The organism is Rheinheimera sp. B2H12, assembly GCF_059620065.1.
This window is the reverse complement of the sequence record NZ_CM184363.1, coordinates 4,185,154-4,207,785: the sequence shown is the minus strand read 5'-3', so window position 1 is coordinate 4,207,785 and position 22,632 is coordinate 4,185,154. Positions and strand designations below refer to the sequence as shown.

Sequence of the window (22,632 nt, the reverse complement as noted above, 5' to 3'; positions counted from 1 at the left end):
CTTATTGCAGAAAAAGACAAACCGTGCGCTAAGGCACGGTGTGCAGTTTAACAGCCATTACCGGATATTCAGCGTTCAGTTCAGACGAGCTTTAACCAGCCCACTCAGCGCGCCCATATCTGTGCGGCCCTGAACCTGAGGTTTTAACCATGTCATGACCTTGGCCATGTCCTGCATTGAACTTGCGCCTGTGGCGGTGATTGCTTCTGACAGCAAATCATCAAGCTCAGCCTGTGTTAAGGCTTGCGGTAAAAACTGTTCAATGATCGTGATTTCGGACAGCTCAATGTCAGCTAAATCAGTTCTGCCACCGGCAGTATACTGAGCGGCTGATTCTTTACGTTGCTTTGACATCTTGGTCAGCACCGCAAGAATATTGGCATCGTCAGGTTGCAACTGCAGATCGATTTGACGTTGTTTCACTTCCGCCAAAGCCATCCGAATAGTATTAAGACGCAATTTATCTTTCGACCGCATTGCGTCTTTTTGTGCTTCCTGAAGCTGCTCTAACAGAGCCATAGTCCGGAACCTAACTTAGTAAAGCTTGATGCGACGTGCGTTTTCGCGAGAAAGCTTTTTCATGTGGCGCTTAACAGCAGCAGCTTTCTTACGTTTACGAACCCAAGTCGGCTTCTCGAAGAATTCTTTCGCGCGTACGTCAGCTAAAACGCCAGCTTTTTCGCAAGAGCGTTTGAAACGACGTAAAGCCACGTCAAATGGTTCGTTTTCTTTTACTTTCACTACAGGCATTAAAATCTCACCTCGGTTAATCTGGACACCGCGTTCTGGTCAGCGGCTAACCAATACGTTTAAATTTGGTGCGGCATTTTACTCAAAAGCCGGCACTAAAGTAAAGCAATTATATGCTTTGCTGGCTCTGGCGCACAGATCCCGTTACAATTCGCGGCTTGGCTGTGACTCTTGAGGTAAGAAAATGCGGGTTTTAGGCATCGAAACATCCTGTGATGAGACCGGAATTGCTATTTATGATGGTCAGAAGGGGCTGCTGAGTCATGTCCTGTACAGTCAGATTGCCATTCATGCCGAATATGGCGGTGTGGTGCCGGAACTGGCATCCCGTGATCATATCCGTAAAACCTTGCCGTTAATCCAGCAGGCGCTGGCGGAAGCAGGTTGCACCGCCGATAGTATTGATGGCGTGGCTTATACTGCCGGGCCAGGACTGGCGGGTGCCTTGCTGGTTGGTGCTGCCATTGGCCGCAGTCTGGCTTTTGCCTGGGGCAAACCAGCGCTGGCGGTGCATCATATGGAAGGCCACTTGCTGGCTCCTATGCTGGAAGCCGATCCGCCGCAATTTCCTTTTATCGCCTTGCTGGTCTCGGGTGGTCATACACAGTTGGTGCGGGTTGATGGCATTGGTCAATATCAGTTACTCGGTGAATCGGTGGATGATGCCGCCGGTGAAGCCTTTGATAAAACCGCCAAACTGATGGGACTGGATTATCCGGGTGGGCCTTTATTGGCGAAGCTCGCCACCTCTGGCGATGCTAAAAAGTACAAATTTCCGCGGCCGATGACCGACAGACCCGGACTGGATTTTAGTTTCAGTGGGTTAAAAACTGCAGCTGCCAATGTGATAGCTGCAGAAGGCAAAGGTCCGCAGGTGCAGGCCGATATCGCCGCCTCATTTCAACAGGCAGTGGTCGATACCCTGGTGTTTAAATGCCAGCGTGCGCTGAATGAAACCGGTCTGAAACGGCTGGTGGTGGCTGGTGGCGTCAGTGCTAATACCTCGTTACGCCTGCAACTGGAGCAGTTACTGCAAAAGATGAAAGGTCAGGTCTATTACCCGCGCAAAGAGTTCTGCACAGATAATGGCGCCATGATTGCGCTGGCCGGTTATCAACGGCTGGCGGCAGGTCAGCAGCAGGATCTGACGATTGGCGTGACACCGCGTTGGCCGATGACAGATTTACCGCCGCTGTAACTGCAGGCCAATAAAGGTATGACAACAACCCCCGTCTGAGGATGGATCTATGCTGGAAAAACTGTTTCAACTCAAAGCACATGGCAGTAATGTGCGGCGCGAAATGCTGGCGGGCCTGACCACCTTTTTTACCATGGCTTATATCATTTTTGTCAATCCGGCGATGCTGGCTGAGGCTGGCATGGATAAAGGTGCCGTGTTTGTTGCCACTTGTCTGGCGGCTGCTGTTGGCTCCATCCTGATGGGGGTCATTGCCAATTACCCGATAGCGCTGGCGCCTGGGATGGGACTGAATGCATTTTTCACCTATGGCATTGTGCTCGGGATGGGGCATAGCTGGCAGACGGCGCTGGGGGCCGTCTTTATTGCGGGTGTGCTGTTTTTATTGCTCAGTCTGTTTAAAGTGCGGGAGTGGATTATTCAGGTGATCCCACGCACGCTGAAGCTGGGCATCGCCACTGGTATTGGCGCTTTTCTGGCGATGATAGCGCTGAAAAACGCTGGCATTATTGTGGCGCATCCTGCCACTTTAGTGACCCTTGGTGATTTAACCAGCGCCACACCGCTGCTATCCATTGTTGGTTTTTTCCTGATCGCAGCGCTCAGTGCCCGTGGTTTTCAGGGCGCTGTGCTGGTGGTTGTGTTGACGCTGACTGCAGTGGCGGTGCTGCGGGGGGATACGGTGTATCAGGGCTTAGTGTCAGCACCACCTTCATTGGCGCCGACTTTCTTGCAAATGGATATTGTGGCGGCATTTGATGCCGCTTTTATCAGTGTGATTTTTGCGCTGTTATTTGTCGATATTTTTGATAATTCCGGCACTTTGCTGGCGGTGACGCAAAAAGCCGGTCTGGCTGATCAAGATGGCAATGTCGAACGGCTGGGTGGCGCTTTAGCAGCCGACAGTCTGGCGGCTGTGGCTGGTGCAGCGCTTGGTACTTCAACCACCACCAGCTATGTGGAAAGCGCCGCCGGGGTGGCCGCTGGCGGCCGCACTGGCTTGACAGCTGTGGTGGTGGGGGTGCTGTTTGCACTCTGTATTTTTATTGCGCCTTTAGCGGCTATGGTACCGGTGTATGCCACCACAGGTGCCATTTTTTATGTCGCGGTGCTGATGTTGTTTAATCTGCAGGAGATCGACTGGCACGATATTACCGAAGCAGCGCCTGTCACTGTGGTGTTGTTACTGACGCCGCTGACCTTTTCGATTGCACATGGTATTGCGCTGGCGTTTATCACTTACACCCTGACCAAAGCCATGTGTGGCAAACATCGTGAAGTGAGTCTGAGTATCTGGTTGTTAACCTTGTTGTTTGTGCTGAAGATTATTTTTCTGAGTTAAGCCTGCTGCCATCAACGCCACCTTCAGGTGACGTTGATGGCAATAAAGCCGTCCTTAAACTTTACGACCAGCAAAAGCGGCAAAAATATCGGACCAGGATGGTTCTTTGCCATACATCCGGATCCCGAGCGCAAAAACGCGACTGGCAGCGCTTTTTAGCCAGAATAGCGCGGCTAGCAGCAGTAAAACTGACAAACTCCATTGCCAGAGCGGCACTTCAGCGTTGGCCATCCGCAGCGGCATGGCGGCAAAGGACGTCAGCGGGAAAATGCTGAGAATTTGCATCATCATGCCTTCGGCGTTATCCATCACACTAAAAGCCAGCGCCAGCGGCACCGAGGGTAAAAACATCACAATGCTGCGGCTGGAATGGTTCGGATCGTCAATAGTGGCAGCAAAACCAGCCATAAAACTATTGACCAGCAACAAGCCCAGCCCGACATACAACAAGGCACTGCCAATTTCAAACGGCGTCATCTGAATGCTGAGGGGGGCTTTGTCGCCGGCAAAACGTACTGCCTGCAGCACCAGAAAAAATAATAAGCCGCTGGTTAACATACTCTTTAAGCAAAACAGTGAAATACCAAGAATTTTGCCGTCAATCCATTGTTGTGGTGTTAACAGCGTCAGTAACTGTTCGGTGACGCGATTTTGTTTTTCAGTGGTAATGGCGGTAAACATAAACCCAAAGCCGGAAAAAATACCAATCGACAGTAAAAACAATAAACCACCACTCACCATTTGCTGGCCTTTGTCATCTTTGGCGCCGCTGTCGGCATTGATAAAGTTTTGTTTGATCTGCGGCAACCGACTAATCAAGGTTTTTTGCTCCGCAGTCAGCGGCAGCGCGGTGATTTGTTGTTGTTGCTGCCAGCTTTGCAGGCTAGTGTTGAGGCGGGCTTGCCAACTGGCTTTTTCATGGTAAGTCACTTGCAGGCTGGTGGCATCGGCCAGCACCACGGCATGCCAGACTTCACCTAAGCCTTTGACTGCATCAGCCTGATGCGCCAGTTCCAGCTGTTGAAATTGAAAACCTGGCAGCTGTGGCAATTTGGCGGCACTGGTCACCACCGCCACCTGATAATCTTTATCCAGCGCATTTTTCAGCACCGGCCATAAGCTGGTCAGGATAAAAATCAGTGCCATCAGGCCAAGGCCAATCAGTTCCTGCTTCCATTTGAAATAACGTTTAAATTCAAATAAGGCGATAGTCCAGATTTTCATCCGCCAGCTCCCTGTTGTGGTTGTTGATTATGCTGCGCCACGGCATTCAGATAGAGTTCGTGCAGGCTGGCTTGCTGTTTGCTGATATCGGTTAAAGTGCCGAGCGGACTGATGTCATTGAGCAGTTGTTGTAAGGTTACCCCCGCCGCCAATGTCAGTTGCACTTGCTGCGCAGAAAGCGCCTGCAGGGCGCTAATGCTTTGACAGCGGCAGAGTGCTTCAATGCTCACAGCCTGGCTGAAACTGAGTTGATATTGTTGCTGCGGCGCCAGTTGCTGGCGCACTTGCGCTAAATTGCCCTGGGCCACCACCTGACCTTTGTTTAATAACAGCATTTGATCAGCCAGCCGCTCTATCAGTGCCATCTGATGAGCACTTAATAAGACCGTGCAGCCTTGCGCCCTGAGTTCTTGCAGTATGGTCAGCACATGTTCCTGATTAATCGGATCTAAGCCGGAAAAAGGCTCATCCAGGATCAATAGCGCCGGTTGATGCAACAAGCAACTAATGAGCTGCACTTTTTGCTGATTGCCTTTGGATAGTTTATTCAGATTGTCTTTGCGTTTATCCAGCAAATCGAGCCTGGTCAGCCAATAATCCAGTTGCTGTTGGATCTGAGTTGTGGTCAGGCCACGTAGCCGGCCAATATAGCTCAGGTTGTCCGTGACAGATTTATCCAGATATAAACCGCGGTCTTCCGGCAGATAACCAAAACAGCCTTCCGGCAAACTGCTGAACTCTTGCTGTTGCCAGTGTACGCGAATTTCACCACTGTCAGGTCTGGTCAGGCCGACCAGCATGCGAATTAACGAGGATTTACCGGCACCATTTGGCCCAAGCAAAGCAAAAATCTGTCCTGCCTGCAGCGTAAAACTGAGGTTTTGCACTGCCTTGACGTTGCCATAGGATTTTTCAACCTGCTGCACGCTGATGCTTAACATATGAAACAACCTTGTCTTATTTATTGTTACCGCAGAATAACAAAGTCGCCGTCAGGATTGACGCTATGAAAATGTAACAGATTGCAACCAATGGCCAGGTCACGCTGACTGCCGGCAAAATGAGATGATTTGCAAATGATAATGATTACCTTTTAGGCGTGAGTGTTGTATCATCTGCAGCCTTGATAAGTTTGTGATTTCACTCGTTTCAGTTGCTGGCAGGAAGACAAGATGATCCCTTCAACCCAACCTAAGCTATCGCACTGCTGGTGGCAAAGCCCGGAGCTGCGCTATCGGCTGGATGTATTGAGCCGGTTTAGTGCTGCGGTGCTGGGCGGTTATTTGTTAACAGCGGCATTGACCGCGGTCTTGCCGTTGTTGCTACCGCTGCGCCTGACCGATGCCGTGTTACTGACACTGGCCTTGTCGGTGTTGTTTTATGCACTGGCTTTTTTATGGGTGTTTTGGGTGAAAAAACTGCGCACCGCCTGGCTTGGCATGTTGGCCCCTAGCGCCGGGCTTAGCTTATTGTTGCTGTTGTTAAAAGGTTGGTTATGAAAGAGACATTTTTTCGTTCCATGACCTGGTTACATACCTGGGTTGGACTAACAGTGTGCTGGTTATTGTTGCTGATTTTTTTTGCCGGTACCTTGAGCTTTTTCCGGCCGGAAATCAGTTTATGGATGGAACCGGCTTTTCATCAGGTGAAGCCGTCAACGGCTGTCGGGTTGCAAGCTCAGCAATATCAGTTGATTGAACAGGGGGTGGCGAAGCTAGCGCAACAAGCGCCAGCCTCTGGTCATTGGTTTATCGAGCTGCCGGATGAACGCACACCTTTGCTCGGACTGAGTTATGAAAAAACAGAGCCAGGTTTGTCGCGACGCGACAGGTTCCAGCACGATTATTATGATCCAGCCACTATGGAAAAAATTGACGGTCAGCGCCAAACCCGCGGCGGTGACTTTTTCTACCGGCTGCATTTTGACCTGCATTATCTGGATGTACTGACGGCGCGCTGGCTGGTCGGTTTTGCCAGTTTGTTTATGTTGATTGCGCTGATCTCCGGTGTGGTGATCCACAAACGCATTTTCGCTGATTTGTTCAGTTTTCGCGCCAATAAAGGCAGCCGCAGCTGCCTGGATTTGCATAATGTCAGTTCAGTGCTGGCGTTACCTTTTCATCTGATGATCACCTATACCGGTATTATCACTTTGATTTTTATGTATTTTCCTTATGCGATGCTGACGACGTTTGATGGTGATTTCAGCAAGTTTTATCAGCAAATTGATCCGACCCAGCAGCATGTGGAAGCCACCGGCCAAAAAGTCGCGATGGCAGATATCAGCCTGATGTTGCAACAAATCCAGCAGCAAAAGCCAGATATCCGCATCAGTCGGGTGACGGTGGAACATCCGTATGACAGCACGGCGACCCTGTTATTTAGTGCCAGCAATGGCACTGCGGTGCGGGACCAGCAACTGCGTTTTCTGTTCAATGGCCAGACCGCAGCTTTGATGGCGCAAAGCCCGGTTGAGCTCAGTGCCAGTGAAACTTTTTTTGACAGCATGACAGCGCTGCATACCGGCCGGCTGGCACAACCGCTGCTGCGCTGGTTGTACTTTTTCTGTGGTGTCGCCGGCTGTGTGATGATCGCTTCGGGTTGCATGATGTGGGCTAAACGCATCCGTGAACGCTTAAAGCAACCCGCTTCGTTTGGTTTGCGGTTGGTCGAAACATTAAATCTGGGCACAGTGCTGGGCTTACCCCTGGCCAGCGCCGGTTATTTTTATGCCAACCGTTTATTACCAGTGGATTTGCCGGGCCGGGCGCAGTGGGAAATCCACATCTTTTTCCTGTGCTGGCTGGCGTTGTTACTGCTGGCGTGCTGGCGGCGTGATCAACAAAGCTGGCGCTTTGGCAGCATGCTGGTTGCTGCAGCCTTGGCTGGGGTACCGCTGCTGAATGCGCTGACCACAGATCACAGCTTGTTTAGTTATCTGCAACAAGGGCAATGGGCCTTGGCCGGGCTTGAATTAACTTGCCTGCTGTTTGCGCTGTTGTTTCTGCTGCTGGCGCGTGGTTTAAGCCAGTTGGCGAGCCCTCAGAGTGGTGCTCAGCGCCAAGCGCAGCGGGTGCGGCCGCCACTGCAGGAGCTGGCCAAATGAGCAATCTGTTGATCCTGGCGTTATGTTATTTAAGCTTCAGTGCTTTTGCGCTGGCCAAATTCAGTCATTACCGCGATGTGATTGGGCAGCGGCCAACGGAGGTACAAAGTGACCGGCTGCAGTGGACGGGCTGGCTGCTGAGTCTGCTGAGTCTTGGGCTGGCGGTACAGATGCAGGCCGGTTACGGCAGTTTGCTGTATCTGGGGGCCGCCGGGCTCAGTATTTTTCTGCTGGTGTTACTGCTGAATTTCCGGCCAGGCTGGTTTAAAGCGGCAGCCGGGCTGATGTCACTGCTGGCGCTGGCTGCATTGGGAGGATTGTTTTGGTTGGTTTGACTGAACAGGGAGTGGCTGTGAAGGGGCTGGAAAATGTTGTTGGGCGCACCTGTGCGCTGTGGTCTGGCCGGTTATTGTCTGGCCGGTTATTGTCTGGTGCGATGGGCTTGGGTTGTTGCCTGGCTGCGCCGGCCTGGTCGGCCGAACCGGCGGTGCCGGTGCAGGTGGTGCAGTTACAGCAGCAACGGTTAACGGAACCTTTACAGCTCAGTGGGACTGTCAAGGCGGTGCGTCAGGCCCGATTATCGGTGGCAACCGGCGGTTTAGTGGCCACAGTCTTGGTGGATGCCGGCGCCACAGTACAAGCAGGTCAGCCATTATTGCAACTGGATGATGCACTGAGCCGGCAGCAACTGGCGCAGGCTGAAGCTGCAGTGCAAGTGGCGACGGCGGCAGCGGCAGAGCAACAGCGGTTAGTGACAGAAGCCCGGCAACTGAGTTCACAGCAGCTGTTTCCGCTGACAGCAGTGGCAGAGCGGCAGTCCGGCTTACAACGGGCGCAAGCTGAGCTTGCTTTGGCAAAAGCGCAACTGGCAGAGCAGCAAGTGCTACTGCGCCAACATCTGTTGCGAGCACCTTTTGCCGGTGTAATTAAAACACGCTGGTGTGAAAGTGGCGAATGGCTACAACCGGGGCAAGCAGTGCTGGAGCTGATTGAACCGAAAAAACTGTGGCTGGAAGTGCAGGTCCCGCAGGAGAAATTCAGTCAGGTGGCCGCCGCCAGCCGCATCGAGATCACAACCGATATGCAGCCCGATCTGACCTTAGCCGGGCAGATTGCTGCCTTGGTACCGGTCAGTGATGCCAGCGCCCGTAGCTTTTTATTAAGACTGGCTTTTACCGACCCAGCTGCAGTGGTGCAGGCCGGTACTTCAGCCCAGGCGATGTTATATCTGCCAACTCAGCAGCAGGGCAGTCTGGTGCCGGCCGATGCACTGGTCAGGCATCCGGATGGCAGTGCCAGTGTGTTTGTTGTCGAAAACAATCAGGCACTGCGGCATAAAGTACAACCCGGTCGCAGCACGGCCGCAGGGGTGGAAATTCTGCCGTCATTGCCGGTAGCTGCCCATATTGTGGTGCGGGGGAATGAGCAACTGCAACATCAGCAGCCGGTGGTGCTGGTGACTACTGGCGAGGCTCCAACGCCGACAGGAGCACAATAATGATTGCGCAGGCGGTGCAGCGCGGGACCTTAGTGCTGGTAACGGTATTGATCACCACTATTCTGGCGCTGGCAGTGTCTTTTCGCATTCCGGTGCAAATGATCCCGGATCTGGATGTCCGCACCATTTCGGTGGTGACCGGCTGGCCTGGCGCCACGCCGCAGGATATCGAAGCGGAAATTTTATTAGAGCAAGAACGTTATTTGCGCCGGTTGCCAAACCTGCAAAAGATGCTATCCGGCGCCGACAGTGGCACTGGCTGGATTGATCTGCAGTTTCCGCAGCATGTTTCGATCAGTGATGCGCTGATCCGGGTCAGCAATGCGCTCAGTCAGGTGCCAGCCTATCCGGAAAACGTCGATCAACCCAGATTGTACAGCAGTTCTTATTCCGATAATGCCTTTATGTATTTCCGGCTGATGCCACTGCAGCGCGATCCATTGCAACTGGATATGGATATGCTGCGTGATTTTGCCGAAGAACAAATCCGGCCACGGCTGGAGAAAGTGCCGGGCGTGTCAGCGGTGAATGTCAGTGGGGTGCCGGAGCGGCAAATTCAGATCCAACTGGATCCAGCCCGGCTGGCCCAGCGTGGCATCAGTTTACAGCAAGTGCGGCAGGCCATTCGGGAGCGCAACCGTGATGCGTCCGGTGGCGATATCGACAGTGGTAAAAAACGTTATTTGCTCAGGATGAAAGGGCGGTTTGAAGACTTGAGCCAACTGCAGCAGTTGATCCTAAAACGACAGGACCAGACCGAAATCCGCCTGCAGGATGTGGCCACAGTGAGTTTGGATCACGCCGAAAATCGTGAATTGTCTTACAGCGAAACCGGTCGTACTTTGACGTTGTCAGTGCGGCGTGAAGCCGGGTCGAATGTGATAGCCATTAAACAACAGATGCTGCCGCTGGTGGCAGAGCTGAATCAGCACCTGCTGGCGAGCCAGGGGCTGCAGTTGGAGCTGTATGGCGATGATGTGCGTTATGTGCAGGCGTCGGTGCAAAACGCCTGGGTGAATTTAATGTTTGGTGCTGCGCTGGCCACCCTGGTGCTGTATTTATTTTTGCGCAGTAGCCGCATCACGCTGGTCGGCGTGATGGGGATCCCGCTTTGTACGCTGGCGGCCTTGGCGGCGCTGATGTTATTTGGCCGTACTATTAATGTGATTTCACTGGCGGGCATTGCTTTTGCAATTGGCATGACAGTGGATAACAGTATTGTGGTGCTGGAAAGTATTGATCAGGCCCGCCGGCGTGGTCTGGACCGGATGGCGGCGGCGATCCGGGGAGTGTATGACGTCTGGCCGGCTGTGCTGGCGTCGACCCTGACCACAGTGCTGGTGTTTGTACCTGTGCTGTTGATTGAACAGGAAGCAGGTCAGTTGTATTCCGATATCGCCATTGCCATAGCTGCCGCTATTGTGGCTTCGATGCTGGTCGCGGTTTTTGTGTTACCGGCCGCAGTTGCGAGATTGAAGCCCGCGAGATTGTCGCCAGCCACCACCGCCTCGCCAGAGCAGTTGCCGCCCCGTTGGTTGCAAACCTGGCTCAGTGCGATGCCAGCCAGCACCATCTGGCCGCTGGCGACAGTGGTCGTTTCTGCAGTGTTGATGTTAGGGCTGGCCTGGTACTGGTTGCCACCGGCGGAATATCTGCCAGAAGGCGAAGAGCCAAAAGCCTTTACCTCGATGGTGGCACCGGCTGGATATAACCTGGCGGAAATGGAGTTGATTGCCGCCGAGTTACGACCGCTGTTATCGGCACAGGTCAATGCCGATCCACAGTTGTTTGAGCGTGGCGAGCGCTCTGTGCCAGCGCTGAAATATTACAGTCTGGATGTGGCACCCGGTGCTATCAGTGTACTGAGTGAGCCTGTGCGTTATCAGGATTTACAGCCGATGATGGACGCGCTGGTGGCATTATTTCAGCGTTATCCGGCCATGCAGGCTTATTCGGCCCGTGGTTCTATTATTTCCAGTAATGATGGCGGCTCCAGAGCTGTGGCGCTTGATATCTCCGGCAGTGATTTAAAGCAAATTTATCAAACAGCCAAAGCGGCTTACCAACTGGCAGAGCAGTTATTTGCCGAGCCACAGCTGTATTCAGAACCGGCAGCGCTGGCGTTGGAGCAACCCTTGTGGCAACTTCGGCCGCATTGGAGCCGGTTAGCGGAGCAGGGTTATAACGCCGCTGAATTTGGTTATGCGGTGTCGGCGCTGACAGACGGTGCTTTTGTTGACGAGTTTATTCTGGATGATCGCAAAGTGGATATTTTTCTCTATGGTCAGCAGGGGACTCAGCCGGATCTGGCCAGTATCGGACAACTGCCGCTGGTCACGCCTGCCGGTCATGTGATGCCTTTGCAGGCGCTGGCGGCATTGCAGGAGCAACAGGACAGTGACAGTATCCGCCGGGTTGATGGTCGCCGTACTGTGACTTTGTATATTATTCCACCGCGCAGCCTGGCGCTGGAAACTGCAGTGGCGCAGGTGCGGCAACAATTGCTGCCGAAATTACAACAACAAGGCATGTTGCCTGCGGGTGTGCAGATAGATATTTCCGGCGCGGCTGATCAACTGGCAGCCACACAGCAGGCGCTTTGGCAGAATTTTATCATCGCAGTGTTGCTGATCTATCTATTACTGGTGGCCATTTTTAACCACTGGGGTTACCCCTTGCTGGTGCTGCTGACAATCCCGCTTGGACTGGCCGGCGGTGTCTTGGGACTGGTGCTATTTAATCAGCTTGGCAGTGGCTTACCGCTGGTTGGTGTTGCAGCAGTGCAGCAGCCGCTGGATATGATCACCATGCTGGGTTTTTTAATTTTACTCGGCACTGTGGTGAATAACCCGATTTTGATTGTCGAGCAATGCCGGCAACAATTGCAGGCCGGACAGCCGGTGGCAGCTGCGATCCAGCTGGCCGTGGCCAGTCGCTACCGGCCAATTATGATGACGACGGCGACCACCATCTTTGGCTTGTTACCGCTGGTGCTGATACCGGGTGAGGGCAGTGAATTGTATCGTGGTATTGGGGTGGTGGTGTTATCTGGCTTAGTGTGCGCAACCTGGCTCAGTCTGACCTTTTTACCGGCATTATTGCAGTTGGTGTTGAGCTGGCGGATTAAAGACTGAGGTAGTGAAGCCAGACTCAGCAAAGATGCTGCTCACTGAGTCTGGTTGTTATCGTTAAGACGAGAGTGCGGCCTGCAATTTTTGCTGACCGGTTTTTTCGGCTTCAACGTAACGTGTCCATTGCTGGGCCATCCGTTTGGCACCGTCAAACTGTTCGGCTTTGGCCAGTTGGCTCAGCGCATCATTAAAGTTTTGCAGGTTAAAGTAGGCCATGCCCATCACCAGATGCGTGACACCAGGATTACGTAACTTGCCTTTTTGCAACGCTTTTTCTGCCAGTTCAATGGCTTTATCAAACTCAGAGCGGTTCAGATACAGCTGGGCCAGTTGCGCATCTAATTCACCATCCTCGCTTAATTTACTGGCGGCCAGCAGCATCGGAATCGCTTTGTCATCTTCCTTCGCCAGTGTCCAGCAGTTGGCAGTAAACTTCAGGTTACGTAAATCCGCCGCCAGCAGTTTTTTCGTCATCGCCTGTTCCATCAGACGGGCACCTTTGACCGGCGCCTGGTGGTAATAATACAGTTGAGCCAGGTTGTACAAGTCGGCACCAGTGCTGATAAAACCTTGCTGATAAGCAGCTTCCAGTACGGCCAGTTGCTTCTTCTCTTCGCCAATTTCGCCGTACATGCCGCCAAGCTGGATCCAATACTTGCCCTGATTGTAATGCTGGACCATTTTTTCCAACACGGCAGTCACTTGTGTCGGTTGTTTCAGCTCGTAATAGACCGCGCGTTGCAACACCAGCCAGTTTTCTTCCGGCACTTTGCCTTCCTGCTCGACCATCGCTACCGCCTGATTAATAAAACCAGAGGCACGTTGATAATCTTTTAACTGATACATCGCCTGCGCTTTTAATAAAAAGGTGCTGGCTTTCACCGGCGCTTTATTCAGTTTTTCCCAGCGGTCGATAAAGGTTAGCGTTTTGTCATAGTTGCCCTGCATCATATGCAGTTGCGCCAGACTAAATAACGTCGACAGTTCCAGCGTCTCCGGGATGCCATCCTGAGCCACCACCTGCTCAAAAGCTTTGATGGCTTTATCGTACTGCTCGGCGTTGTAAGCAATAAAACCGTAGAAATTGTGCATCATCGCCAGTTCATAGCTGTTCATCGAACTGCTTTTATCGCGCACTTTATCCAGCGCTGCCAAAGCTTCGTCGGTCTTACCTGCGTCGGCTAAGGCCTGGGCCCGTGCCAGCTGTTCATAGACTTTGGCGCGCAGGGCAGGGGTTTTGCGAGTGTTCGCACTGGTTGTGGTTGGTTCTGCCGCCTGGGCCTTCAGCATCGTCAGCGGGCTCAGACCTGCGAACATCAAAGTGCTGCAACCATACAGGCTCAGTGCCAGCAGGCTGCTGAGTGATTTTTTCTTCAGCATTTATTCCCCCTTACCTTCCATCTGGAATGTGATGCGGTTTTGCACCCCGGCGACTTCAGTGGCTTCGCCATTCACAACCCGCGGTTTGTATTTAAATTTCAGTGCCGCATCCATCGCAGCTTGTTCAAAGATGCCGGCCGGGTTGGCTTTAACCACCACCGGATCACGCACAGTGCCAGTTTTAGTTACAACAAACTGCACAATGACAAAACCTTCGATACCACGTTGCAACGCACGTCTTGGATACACAGGCGCGACTTTGACAATCGGCAGATACTCACCATCACCGCCTTCCAACGCTAAGCCTCCTTCCAACGTCAGGTCAGAACTGACATCGGCCGAGAAGTCCATGGCGGCTGCACCTTCAGCATTGGGTGTCGCTGCATCCAGTTGCGGTTGTTGCATTTGTGGGGGTGGTGTTTCTGGTTTTGGTGGTTTTTCCGGTTTACGTTCTTTGCGCTCGACTTGTTCTTCTTCTTTTACCCGGACAAAATCCAGCACAGAGCCGACTGGCGCATCGGTCAGCGCCGTGCCACTGTTGACAATCAGCGACTGCATCAGAAAAAACAGCCCCAGCGTCACCACAGCGGATAAGGTCAGCGCGATTAGCAGCCGGCCAGCTGCTGAAGCCGAACCTGGTGCCTGTAAAGTTGCGTTGCTCATGCGTTTGCTCTCAATATAAAACAGCTCTGCTGGCATCAGCCAAACCAGAGCCTGGCTGATTATTCCTGGGTTGCGATCGACACATCAAACACGCCAGCGGCGCGGGAGGCGTCCATCACTTTAATCAGGGTCTCAGTGGTGGCTTTTTTATCGGCCTGGATCACCACACTGCCTTGTGGGTTTTCGGCATACAGCCGTTCGATGTTGGCTTGTACGGCACGTTCATCAACCCGGCGTTTATTGATCCAGATTTCATTGGTGTCGCTGATGGCGACCAGGATATTGGCGCGATCTTTATTCACCGCAGTCGAGGCTTCAGGTCTGTTGACGTCGATACCGGCTTCTTTGACAAAAGAGGCGGTGACGATAAAGAAAATCAGCATGATAAAGACCACGTCTAACATCGGGGTTAAGTCGATGGCAACTTCTTCTTCATCGACCAGATTCTGAAAATGCTGTTTCATAATATTCTCTTGTAGAGGCGGCTGACGCCGCACTTGCACTGTATTCAGGGGCTGCAGCTTAGTGCTGCAGCGTCATTTCACTTTCCAGATGGGCTTTTTCGGTTTTGCAAATCCGGGTCAGCCAGGTTGAGGCGAACACTCCGGATAAAGCGCCGACCATGCCAGCCATCGTCGGGATGGTCGCTTTGGACACCCCAGACGCCATAGAGCGGGCATTACCAGAACCAGAAATCGCCATTACATCAAAGACTTCAATCATGCCGGTGACAGTACCCATCAGACCCATCAGCGGGCATAACGCCACCAGTGCCTGAATAATCGGGATACTGCCATTGAGCTTAAGGCTGACCCGCGAAATCATCGCCTGACGGATTTGTTCAGCATTCCAGGAAGCCCGATCCGTTCTGGCCAGCCAGGCCGCCACACTTTGTTGTTTGTAGGCTTTGTGCCCGACAAAGATGTACAGCGCGCGTTCCAGGATCAGCAGCCACATCACGAAGATCAGCAGGCCGATCACCAGCAGCACGTTGCCGCCGGTTTCGGTAAAATCACGAATTGCCTGAAATATTTCCATCATGAGATTCAGCTCCGCTCAGCGCGCTCAGCAATCACACCAGAGGCCTGTTCCTGCAGGATGTAAACAATATTCTTGCTGCGGGTGTTGAGCATGGCGTACAGCAATGTCATCGGAATTGCCACCACCAGACCTTGCACTGTGGTGACCAATGCGGTGGAGATACCACCCGCCATCAGTTTCGGGTCACCGGTACCAAACAGCGTAATGGCCTGGAAGGTCACGATCATACCGGTTACCGTACCCAGCAGGCCCATCAGCGGTGCGACGACTGAAATGATCTTGATAATGGTCAGGTTGCGGCCCAGTTTTGGTACTTCACCCAGAATGGCTTCGGTCAGTTTCAGTTCCAGTGTTTCAGTATCAGCATTCGGGAACTGTGCCCGCACTTGCAGCAGACGGCCCAGTGGGTTGTCATTGCGCACTTCAGATGATTTCAACTGACGGTCTACCCGTAACTTAATCAGCGTCAGGCTAATCAGACGTTCCAGCGCCAGTAACAGACCAACAGCACCTACCGCCATAATGATGTAACCAACCAGACCACCTTGATCCAACCGCTCTTCGAAGTTTGGTGCCTGCACTAACAGACTCAGGATGGAACCACCGGTTGGATCCAGGCCGAACTCAACGATGTCGCCCTTGGATTGTTGCAGCGCGTTGATGCCATCCGCATAACGGCTGGCTGGCTGGCGTAACAGTTCAGCGACAGTGCCGGTGACTGGATTCATTTCCAGATATTTACCATCAGCGACCAGAGCAAAACTGCCGACGCGGACTACTTCTTTTGCCACTTTCTGGCCACCGGCTTCAACCACGTCAGTGCTGAACTTGACCACTTTGCCGGATTCGGTCATTTCGCGCTGGATCTCAAACCAGACCCGTTCAATTTCTTCAATCGAAGCCAGTTTGGAACTAGAGCCCATTGACTGTGCCAGTTGGTCTAAAAATTCAGTGCGGCCTGGTAACTGGGCTGATACCACTGAGTTTTGGAATTTACCTTTGGTATCGCCAGAGACTTGCTGCAGTACGCCAAACAACTCTTTTAATGAGCCCATCCGGGTTTCCAGCGCCTGATTTAACTCAGTCAGCTTGACTTCATTTTGCTGGAATTGTTGTTCCAGACTTTCACTTAGTTGCAGTTGACGATTCCGTTCAGTCGTCGCTTGTTGCAGCATCTGATCCTGCTCAGCCACTTTGCTGATAAATTCCTGCTCGCGTTTTTGGTTATCCTGGTTCTGTGCAACCTGACCTTGTTCCAGTTGCTTTAACAACTGATCCAGATTCAGCGGTTGGGCTTTGGTTTCCTGCGCCATCGCAGATGTCAGTGTGCAGCAAGCCAGCAGGGTAGTGGTCAGTAGTTTGGTGATCAATTTCATCGGATTACTCACTTACTTCAGTCAAAGCGACCGGCAGAGATAACAGGTCAGGGGCCAGTTGTTTTTTCGCCATCCGCAGGCCTTTGCTTACTTCGGCGCGGTAGCTGTCAGGCAGCGGTTGCCATTGCCGGCTTTGTTTGTGCCAAATACCGAGTTCGCTGCCATCGCGGGTGGCAAAAATCAGCGCAGTACGACCGACCCGCAGGAAGTCCACATCACGCTGTTGGCCTGCTACTTCATGTAAACCACTGTAAGCTTCCAGCGTGCGGCCGTAGTCCATTTCAATCTGGTAGGCTTCCATCACGCGGCGGAATTTTTCTGACGAAGCGATATCTGATCTGTCCATCAGGCTTTCCAGCTCGGCTAAGCGCTTTTGCCGCTCTTCAGCCAGAAAAGGCACATCCAGCGCCACAAACTGTTTCAGGCCTTCAATCATCCGGATCATCAGTGGCGTGATTTGACGCTCAATCACGCTGACGTTATTGATCGCTGCATTCAGATCCGCCACTTCCTGATCCAGGTTCGACATTTGCTTGCGCATCTGATCGTTGTACACTTTCAGGCCATCAATTTCCTTTTGGATGGTCTGAAACTGCTGCAGTTTGCTGTCAATTTTGTCGGTCATCTGATCAATTTTCTGCTGCGATGCGGCAGCAGAACTGTTGATTTTGGCCGCTTCTTTCACCACAGGCTCCAGCGCCTGTTGTTGTTGCGCCATGGCAGGCATGACGACTGCCAGTGAGGAAGCAAGCATGGCCTGCGGGACTAATTTTAAAAGCCTCATACTGTCAAACCCTGAGTATTTACGACCAGCGGGATACTGATCTGTGGAATTTGTGCACAGCATAGGGGCTGAATGTGACAGCTGTATGGCAGATTAATGACGTCTTAGTGTGGTGTTGGCAGGCGAGAAAGCTAGCTGGGTGTCGGCAAAAAAAGTTCATTCTGTGGCGATTTTACGCTGTTGGTCGCAGCGGTGCGTGACAGCACTGGGCATTGGCGGCAGCAGCTTTTATCATAGCCGCTGTTTTTTGCCTGCCATCAGAGCTGAGTCTGACGCCATGATTATCCGCGCTAAATTACACTGGTTTCGTATGTTGTTTGTCTGGCGCGGTTCAGTGCTGACGCGTATTTTACCGCAACTTTTTACCATTATTGCGCTGGCCGTGCTGGTGCTGGCGGCAAAGTGGTTTTATCCGGCCTTGGTGCCTGATCTGACGCCACTGCCTTTTACCTTATTAGGCATTGCGCTGGCAATTTTCCTCAGCTTTCGTAATTCGGTCAGTTACGACCGGTTTTGGGAAGCACGTAAACTCTGGGGCGCAGTGCTCAATGAAAGCCGGACTTTGACCCGGCAGCAGTTGACCGCTGTGGATGTCAGTCAGCTACAGCGCCAGCAATTTGTTTATGGCTTGATTGCATTTGTGCATGCGCTGCGGGGGCAATTGCGACAGACCGATTGCACTGCGGCGCTGCAACAATTGCTCAGTCCAGCCGCTGCAGCCCGGGTCACGGCGGGGCGTTTTAAGCCAGCGCTGGTGGTGCTGGAGCTTGGACAGCAGTTGGGTCAAATGCGACGTCAGCAGCAACTCGATAGTATGTTATTTGCTGCCATGGATCAGCAATTGTCCAGACTAAATGCCTGTTTAGGCGGCTGTGAGCGGATTGCCGGCACGCCAGTGCCTTTTGCTTATTCGGTGATTTTACATCGCACTGTGTATTGTTATTGTTTTTTACTGCCGCTGGGGCTGGTCAGTACGCTCGGCCTGATGACGCCATTGATTGTAGCTTTTGTCGCTTATACCTTTTTGGCGCTGGAAGCGCTGGCGGAAGAGTTGCAGGATCCTTTTGGCACAGAACCCTATGATTTAGCCCTGGATGCGATGACTGAAATGATTGAGTCAGCGCTTCGCGAAATGCTCGGCGAAGCTGTTGGGCCGGCACCGGCAGTACCGGCCAATTGTGTGTTGACCTGACAGCTGGCCGCCATTTGCTGTGATGGTCGTTCTGCACTATTAATAAGCGATATGCAATAGGTAATAAGCGATGTGGGAGTTGTCGATATCTGATGGTTTTTTTAGATAGCTCAGGTAAGGTTTTTGTGTAAAATACTTTAACTAAACTTTAATGATTCATTCATTTTCTTTCAAGTCAATTCCGATAGCATTTGGTTGGGCCCAAAACGGGGTCGATGACAACAATCATTTAATCTGGGAGTGACAAATGAAAATGAATTTCTTAACCCTTGGCGCAGGCGCTTTATTTTGCCTGTTTTCCAGTATGTCGCAAGCTGTGGTGTTTACTTGCGAAGGTGTGGTCACAGATGTTTATGCTATTGATAATAATGCATTTGAAGTTGCATATCGGGATTGGCGGGGACGTGATATGGAGCCTGTTATTATTTATCAGCCGCAGTCCCATTTATTAGGGCCAGCTTTAATCGCCAAACAAGGCGGTCAGCAAAATGATATTTATCTGCTGGTGCTTGAGAACAAAGTGAGCGGGGATATTCGCTGCTCTGATGGTGAATCTGATAATGCGTTAATTGGTCTGTACAAAAAAAATTAACAGCTGCCCTGGCAGACATCCGCTAAAAAATAGCTGTAACCAGACGAAGTTTCGCAACTAACCTTGGTAAGGTTAAAAAGTTTTTGTATCGTCAAAAGCTCGAGTACATTTACAAGTAATCGAAGCCATTGAGATAGCTAAGACATTTATTGTTGCATATTCATGTCATGCAAGGCCTTTAGTGGGAATATGTAGCATTCCTTCTAAAGGCGTCTGCCGTTGCAGGTGCTTTTTACTGTTGCAAATTGTGTGATTGGCCTTAGTTAATACCCGGCGGCATGACCCTGACTGGTTAATTTGGCGATGGTGTCGCTGGCCTGATGCGCAACGGTCTGGATCTGTTCTTGCGACTGAAATGCCTGTTGCACCAGCGTCAAGCCCTGACTGGCCAGACTGCTGGCGTTGGTCATGCCTTGCATCGCGGCCTGGGTTAAGCTGGTATTGCGACTGACCACTTGTTGGATCTCCTGGGTGGAGCTGCTGGTGCGTGCTGCCAGGCTGCGCACTTCATCCGCCACCACGGCAAAACCACGGCCTTGTTCACCGGCACGGGCCGCTTCAATGGCAGCATTCAGTGCCAGCAAATTGGTCTGATCGGCAATAGCCCGGATAGTAGTGACAATGGCGGATATTTGCTTGGATTCTTCGGTCAACTGGGTAATTTGCGCAAACGACTGATTGACTTCAGTGGCGATAGCGCCGGAATTTTGCACGGCAGATTGCAGTAAATTTTTGCTGTCTGCCGCCAATCTTACCGTGTGCTCTGAGGATGTCAGTGCCAGTGCAGCGCCTTGTTCTACCGCCTGGGCTTGTTGAATATGGGCTGTGACATTGCTGGCAAATTTAATCACCTTCACCACCTGGCCTTGTTCATCGCGGATTGGGTTGTAGGTCGCTTCCAGCCAGATGGCCTGACCACGCGCATCCAGCCGTTCAAATAAACCACGTTTAAACTGGCCCTTGGCCAGTTGTGGCCAAAAATCAGCATGTTGCTGATAAAAATCAGCTTTACAGAACATGCGATGGTGCTGACCAACAATTTGGCTGGCACTGTAACCGACGGTCTGCAAAAAATTGCTGTTGGCTTTGAGAATAGTGCCATCCGGTAAAAACTCGATCACCGCCTGTGAGCTGTCCAGTGCCGTCAGAATGGCTTGTTGTTCCTGCAGTTGCAGGGTTTTGGCGGTGACGTCGGTGGCGAATTTCAGCACCCGCACCACCTGACCTTGCTGACGGACCGGAAAATAAGTCGCTTCCAGCCACAGCGCTGCGCCATTTTTCTGCTGGCGCAAAAAGGTACCGGCTTGCGGTACACCCATCGCCAGTTGTTGCCAGAATTGCTGATACTCACGGCTGCGGGCATAAGCTGGCGGGCAGAATAAGCGGTGATGGTTGCCGATCAATTCAGCACTGCTATAACCAACCGCCTGCAAAAATAACGCATTGGCTTGTAAAATATCGCCTTGCGGGCTGAATTCAATCAGCGGAATTTGTTGTTGTACTGCCTGATAAAACAAAGCTTCCATGCTATTGGCGAAAGATTCAGTCTGTTGCTGGATTGCGGCCGAGCGGAAAAAATGCTTAAACATGCCAGATGCCTTTTTGTTTTATTATTTACTACATTAGCGCTATGTTACACGATGAAACGAACCACCAGCGTATTTAGATCAACCGCCAGCTTCGACAGTGAATGCGCTGCAGCGCTGGTCTGGCTGGCTCCGGCCGCAGTTTGAGTGGCTAAATCGCTGATGTTGACGATATTACGGTCAATTTCGCGTGAGACCTTGGATTGTTGTTCCGCTGCACTGGCGACGATATGATTGCTATCGCTGATGCGGCTTATTTCCTGCGCTATGGTTTCCAGTGCAGTACCGGCTAGATGGGCCTGCTGCAGCGCCTGCAGCGATTTTTCTTTGCTGTGCTGCATCGACGTTACTGCTGCACTGGTGCCCTGGCGGATTTTCGCGACCATAGTTTCAATTTCTTTGGTCGATAGTTGGGTACGATGGGCCAGTGCCCTGACTTCATCGGCGACCACCGCAAAACCACGGCCGGCATCACCAGCTCTGGCTGCTTCAATGGCGGCATTCAGTGCCAATAAATTGGTTTGTTCGGCAATAGCCCGGATCACATCCAGCACCTTGCCAATGTCCTGTGATTGCAGTGCCAGTTCGCCGACCAGTTCAGCACTGGTTTGCACATCGCGATCAATTTCGGCGATGGCGGCGACGGTTTGCACCACTTGTTGTTTGCCAAGCTGAGTGCTTTGCGCTGAAGCACCTGAGGCTTCGGAAGTCGCCAGCGCTGTTTTGGCGACTTCATCTACTGCACTGCTCATTTGTGTGATGGCAGTAGCAGCTTGCTGGATTTCATCATTTTGTTGCTGGATGCCGCGGGCGGCATCTTCGGTGACAGAATTCAGTTCTTCTGCGGCAGAAGCCAGTTGGGTTGATGAATTGGCAATTAATGCAATGGTGTCATGCAGTTGTTGTTGCATGCTGCCAAGGGCGGTGGCAAGTGCCGCCACCTCGTCTCGGCCTGTGACTTCAATACGTCGGGTTAAATCACCACCAGCAATGCTATTGGCCAGTTGCAGCGCCTGCTGTACCGGTCTGGTGATGCTGCGGCTGATCATAAATGCCGCTATGGCTGCAGCCAGCAAACTGACCAGTACCACTGCAACCACTGCAGCCCAGCCTTGCTGGTAATGTTGTTCGGACTGGCTCGCCTGCTCGGTGGCAAAGGTTTTATTCAGTGCCGTCAGCGCAATCAAGGCTTTGGCCATGTTGTTGGCAGTGTTCGCCAGTTCGGTGTTCGCCAGATGTTTGGCAGCAGGCAGTTGTTGTTGTGCCACTAACTGCAGTAATTGGCTTTTTAATGTGTTGTAGTGCAAATAGCTGTTGCTGAAATCCTGGTAGAGCGCCTGTTCACCCTGGATGGAAATCAGCGGTTCATACTGCTGGCGAATGCGCGCCACACTCTGTTCTATGTTGGCTAAGTCATCGCGAATGGACTGTGCATCGGCGGCAGTTTCAGTAATCAGGATACGCAGCGTCAAGCCTCTTAAATTCATCACATTCAGATTCAGTTCGGCGAGATTTTCCAGGCTGGGAATTGTGTTTTTTTCTATGCTGACACTGATTTTATGCATGCCCGACATGGTCGACAGTGCAAATAAGCTTTGCAGCAGCAGCAGCAAACCGACAAAAGCAAAACCTGTGATTAAACGGGGTCCGATCTTGATATTCTGTAGTTTCATAACAGTGCACTCTGATGATCACCGAACTTTAATCTGTCAAGGCTGGCGCAATGCCAGGGCTTGCCATCTTGCTGTATAGAGCAGATGCACTGTTGG

Annotated in this window: 21 protein-coding genes; 9 read left to right on the top strand and 12 right to left on the bottom strand. The window is 52.0% G+C overall.

The genetic code is table 11. The features are described from left to right. Positions 1-75 precede the first annotated feature (75 nt). On the bottom strand, positions 76-519 hold the full coding sequence (locus tag AC53GJ_RS18080) for a GatB/YqeY domain-containing protein (RefSeq protein WP_496729794.1): 444 nt from the start codon (positions 517-519) through the stop codon (positions 76-78). A 15-nt stretch (positions 520-534) separates the two neighbouring features. After that, on the bottom strand, positions 535-750 hold the full coding sequence (rpsU, locus tag AC53GJ_RS18075; protein WP_031567241.1) for a 30S ribosomal protein S21: 216 nt from the start codon (positions 748-750) through the stop codon (positions 535-537). Between the two features lie 184 nt (positions 751-934). Between rpsU and tsaD the strand changes: the two genes are divergently transcribed. Both tsaD and AC53GJ_RS18065 read left to right on the top strand, forming a co-directional pair. After that, positions 935-1,948, top strand: a complete 1,014-nt coding sequence (tsaD, locus tag AC53GJ_RS18070; RefSeq protein ID WP_496729793.1) for a tRNA (adenosine(37)-N6)-threonylcarbamoyltransferase complex transferase subunit TsaD — start codon at positions 935-937, stop codon at positions 1,946-1,948. Between the two features lie 49 nt (positions 1,949-1,997). After that, positions 1,998-3,290 (top strand): NCS2 family permease, encoded by a 1,293-nt coding sequence (locus AC53GJ_RS18065; RefSeq protein ID WP_496729792.1) that lies wholly within the window; start codon positions 1,998-2,000, stop codon positions 3,288-3,290. Between the two features lie 54 nt (positions 3,291-3,344). Here the strand turns inward: AC53GJ_RS18065 and AC53GJ_RS18060 are convergent, their stop codons facing one another. Together AC53GJ_RS18060 and AC53GJ_RS18055 are read right to left on the bottom strand one after the other, a co-directional pair. Then, the gene (locus AC53GJ_RS18060) at positions 3,345-4,514 is read right to left on the bottom strand and encodes an ABC transporter permease (RefSeq protein WP_496729791.1); all 1,170 of its coding nucleotides are present in this window, start codon (positions 4,512-4,514) and stop codon (positions 3,345-3,347) included. Continuing rightward, positions 4,511-5,455, bottom strand: coding sequence for an ABC transporter ATP-binding protein (locus AC53GJ_RS18055; RefSeq protein ID WP_496729790.1), 945 nt, complete (start codon positions 5,453-5,455; stop codon positions 4,511-4,513). Before AC53GJ_RS18055 ends, AC53GJ_RS18060 begins: the two co-directional genes overlap by 4 nt. 231 nt (positions 5,456-5,686) lie before the next feature. Here AC53GJ_RS18055 and AC53GJ_RS18050 point away from each other — a divergent pair, with 231 nt between their 5' ends. Genes AC53GJ_RS18050 through AC53GJ_RS18030 form a run of 5 tightly spaced genes read left to right on the top strand, consistent with a single transcriptional unit; the run spans position 5,687 to position 12,252 of the window. After that, positions 5,687-6,013: a hypothetical protein gene (locus AC53GJ_RS18050; RefSeq protein WP_496729789.1), complete on the top strand. Its 327-nt coding sequence runs from the start codon at positions 5,687-5,689 to the stop codon at positions 6,011-6,013. Continuing rightward, complete coding sequence (locus AC53GJ_RS18045) at positions 6,010-7,620, top strand: PepSY-associated TM helix domain-containing protein (RefSeq protein WP_496729788.1); 1,611 nt, start codon at positions 6,010-6,012, stop codon at positions 7,618-7,620. Before AC53GJ_RS18050 ends, AC53GJ_RS18045 begins: the two co-directional genes overlap by 4 nt. Continuing rightward, entirely contained in the window at positions 7,617-7,955 is a 339-nt protein-coding gene (locus AC53GJ_RS18040; protein WP_496729787.1) for a DUF3325 domain-containing protein, read from the top strand. Before AC53GJ_RS18045 ends, AC53GJ_RS18040 begins: the two co-directional genes overlap by 4 nt. Before the next feature lie 17 nt (positions 7,956-7,972). Beyond that, positions 7,973-9,118, top strand: coding sequence for an efflux RND transporter periplasmic adaptor subunit (locus AC53GJ_RS18035; RefSeq protein WP_496729786.1), 1,146 nt, complete (start codon positions 7,973-7,975; stop codon positions 9,116-9,118). After that, positions 9,118-12,252: an efflux RND transporter permease subunit gene (locus AC53GJ_RS18030; RefSeq protein ID WP_496729785.1), complete on the top strand. Its 3,135-nt coding sequence runs from the start codon at positions 9,118-9,120 to the stop codon at positions 12,250-12,252. The genes AC53GJ_RS18035 and AC53GJ_RS18030 overlap by 1 nt, the downstream gene beginning before the upstream one ends. 54 nt (positions 12,253-12,306) lie before the next feature. Here AC53GJ_RS18030 and AC53GJ_RS18025 read toward each other — a convergent pair whose 3' ends face one another. From AC53GJ_RS18025 to AC53GJ_RS18000, 6 genes are read right to left on the bottom strand one after another with little or no spacing between them, the layout of a single operon-like run. Next, positions 12,307-13,629: a tetratricopeptide repeat protein gene (locus AC53GJ_RS18025; RefSeq protein ID WP_496729784.1), complete on the bottom strand. Its 1,323-nt coding sequence runs from the start codon at positions 13,627-13,629 to the stop codon at positions 12,307-12,309. Further along, positions 13,630-14,292, bottom strand: coding sequence for an energy transducer TonB (locus tag AC53GJ_RS18020; protein WP_496729783.1), 663 nt, complete (start codon positions 14,290-14,292; stop codon positions 13,630-13,632). It abuts the gene before it with no gap. 59 nt (positions 14,293-14,351) lie between these two features. After that, positions 14,352-14,756: an ExbD/TolR family protein gene (locus AC53GJ_RS18015; RefSeq protein WP_496729782.1), complete on the bottom strand. Its 405-nt coding sequence runs from the start codon at positions 14,754-14,756 to the stop codon at positions 14,352-14,354. A gap of 58 nt (positions 14,757-14,814) precedes the next feature. After that, entirely contained in the window at positions 14,815-15,333 is a 519-nt protein-coding gene (locus AC53GJ_RS18010; protein ID WP_496729781.1) for a MotA/TolQ/ExbB proton channel family protein, read from the bottom strand. A gap of 5 nt (positions 15,334-15,338) precedes the next feature. Further along, positions 15,339-16,709 carry a MotA/TolQ/ExbB proton channel family protein gene (locus AC53GJ_RS18005; RefSeq protein ID WP_496729780.1) on the bottom strand — a complete coding sequence of 457 codons (1,371 nt, stop codon included), beginning with the start codon at positions 16,707-16,709 and terminating at the stop codon, positions 15,339-15,341. 4 nt (positions 16,710-16,713) lie between these two features. Then, positions 16,714-17,493 carry a DUF3450 domain-containing protein gene (locus tag AC53GJ_RS18000; RefSeq protein WP_496729779.1) on the bottom strand — a complete coding sequence of 260 codons (780 nt, stop codon included), beginning with the start codon at positions 17,491-17,493 and terminating at the stop codon, positions 16,714-16,716. 196 nt (positions 17,494-17,689) lie between these two features. Here AC53GJ_RS18000 and AC53GJ_RS17995 point away from each other — a divergent pair, with 196 nt between their 5' ends. Together AC53GJ_RS17995 and AC53GJ_RS17990 are read left to right on the top strand one after the other, a co-directional pair. After that, positions 17,690-18,685 (top strand): bestrophin family protein, encoded by a 996-nt coding sequence (locus AC53GJ_RS17995; protein ID WP_496729778.1) that lies wholly within the window; start codon positions 17,690-17,692, stop codon positions 18,683-18,685. Positions 18,686-18,989: 304 nt separating this feature from the next. Next, positions 18,990-19,277: a hypothetical protein gene (locus AC53GJ_RS17990; protein WP_496729777.1), complete on the top strand. Its 288-nt coding sequence runs from the start codon at positions 18,990-18,992 to the stop codon at positions 19,275-19,277. A 263-nt stretch (positions 19,278-19,540) separates the two neighbouring features. Here AC53GJ_RS17990 and AC53GJ_RS17985 read toward each other — a convergent pair whose 3' ends face one another. Both AC53GJ_RS17985 and AC53GJ_RS17980 read right to left on the bottom strand, forming a co-directional pair. After that, positions 19,541-20,866, bottom strand: coding sequence for a methyl-accepting chemotaxis protein (locus AC53GJ_RS17985; RefSeq protein ID WP_496729776.1), 1,326 nt, complete (start codon positions 20,864-20,866; stop codon positions 19,541-19,543). Positions 20,867-20,910: 44 nt separating this feature from the next. Further along, the gene (locus AC53GJ_RS17980) at positions 20,911-22,536 is read right to left on the bottom strand and encodes a methyl-accepting chemotaxis protein (RefSeq protein WP_496729775.1); all 1,626 of its coding nucleotides are present in this window, start codon (positions 22,534-22,536) and stop codon (positions 20,911-20,913) included. Between the last annotated feature and the right edge of the window lie 96 nt (positions 22,537-22,632).

Excerpts from the sequence above, each read along its gene's own strand:
- AC53GJ_RS18080 (WP_496729794.1), bottom strand. The coding sequence starts at position 519 with ATGGCTCTGTTAGAGCAGCTTCAGGAAGCACAAAAAGACGCAATGCGG.
- rpsU (WP_031567241.1), bottom strand. The coding sequence starts at position 750 with ATGCCTGTAGTGAAAGTAAAAGAAAACGAACCATTTGACGTGGCTTTA.
- tsaD (WP_496729793.1), top strand. The coding sequence starts at position 935 with ATGCGGGTTTTAGGCATCGAAACATCCTGTGATGAGACCGGAATTGCT.
- AC53GJ_RS18065 (WP_496729792.1), top strand. The coding sequence starts at position 1,998 with ATGCTGGAAAAACTGTTTCAACTCAAAGCACATGGCAGTAATGTGCGG.
- AC53GJ_RS18060 (WP_496729791.1), bottom strand. The coding sequence starts at position 4,514 with ATGAAAATCTGGACTATCGCCTTATTTGAATTTAAACGTTATTTCAAA.
- AC53GJ_RS18055 (WP_496729790.1), bottom strand. The coding sequence starts at position 5,455 with ATGTTAAGCATCAGCGTGCAGCAGGTTGAAAAATCCTATGGCAACGTC.
- AC53GJ_RS18050 (WP_496729789.1), top strand. The coding sequence starts at position 5,687 with ATGATCCCTTCAACCCAACCTAAGCTATCGCACTGCTGGTGGCAAAGC.
- AC53GJ_RS18045 (WP_496729788.1), top strand. The coding sequence starts at position 6,010 with ATGAAAGAGACATTTTTTCGTTCCATGACCTGGTTACATACCTGGGTT.
- AC53GJ_RS18040 (WP_496729787.1), top strand. The coding sequence starts at position 7,617 with ATGAGCAATCTGTTGATCCTGGCGTTATGTTATTTAAGCTTCAGTGCT.
- AC53GJ_RS18030 (WP_496729785.1), top strand. The coding sequence starts at position 9,118 with ATGATTGCGCAGGCGGTGCAGCGCGGGACCTTAGTGCTGGTAACGGTA.
- AC53GJ_RS18025 (WP_496729784.1), bottom strand. The coding sequence starts at position 13,629 with ATGCTGAAGAAAAAATCACTCAGCAGCCTGCTGGCACTGAGCCTGTAT.
- AC53GJ_RS18020 (WP_496729783.1), bottom strand. The coding sequence starts at position 14,292 with ATGAGCAACGCAACTTTACAGGCACCAGGTTCGGCTTCAGCAGCTGGC.
- AC53GJ_RS18015 (WP_496729782.1), bottom strand. The coding sequence starts at position 14,756 with ATGAAACAGCATTTTCAGAATCTGGTCGATGAAGAAGAAGTTGCCATC.
- AC53GJ_RS18010 (WP_496729781.1), bottom strand. The coding sequence starts at position 15,333 with ATGATGGAAATATTTCAGGCAATTCGTGATTTTACCGAAACCGGCGGC.
- AC53GJ_RS18005 (WP_496729780.1), bottom strand. The coding sequence starts at position 16,709 with ATGAAATTGATCACCAAACTACTGACCACTACCCTGCTGGCTTGCTGC.
- AC53GJ_RS18000 (WP_496729779.1), bottom strand. The coding sequence starts at position 17,493 with ATGAGGCTTTTAAAATTAGTCCCGCAGGCCATGCTTGCTTCCTCACTG.
- AC53GJ_RS17990 (WP_496729777.1), top strand. The coding sequence starts at position 18,990 with ATGTCGCAAGCTGTGGTGTTTACTTGCGAAGGTGTGGTCACAGATGTT.
- AC53GJ_RS17985 (WP_496729776.1), bottom strand. The coding sequence starts at position 20,866 with ATGTTTAAGCATTTTTTCCGCTCGGCCGCAATCCAGCAACAGACTGAA.
- AC53GJ_RS17980 (WP_496729775.1), bottom strand. The coding sequence starts at position 22,536 with ATGAAACTACAGAATATCAAGATCGGACCCCGTTTAATCACAGGTTTT.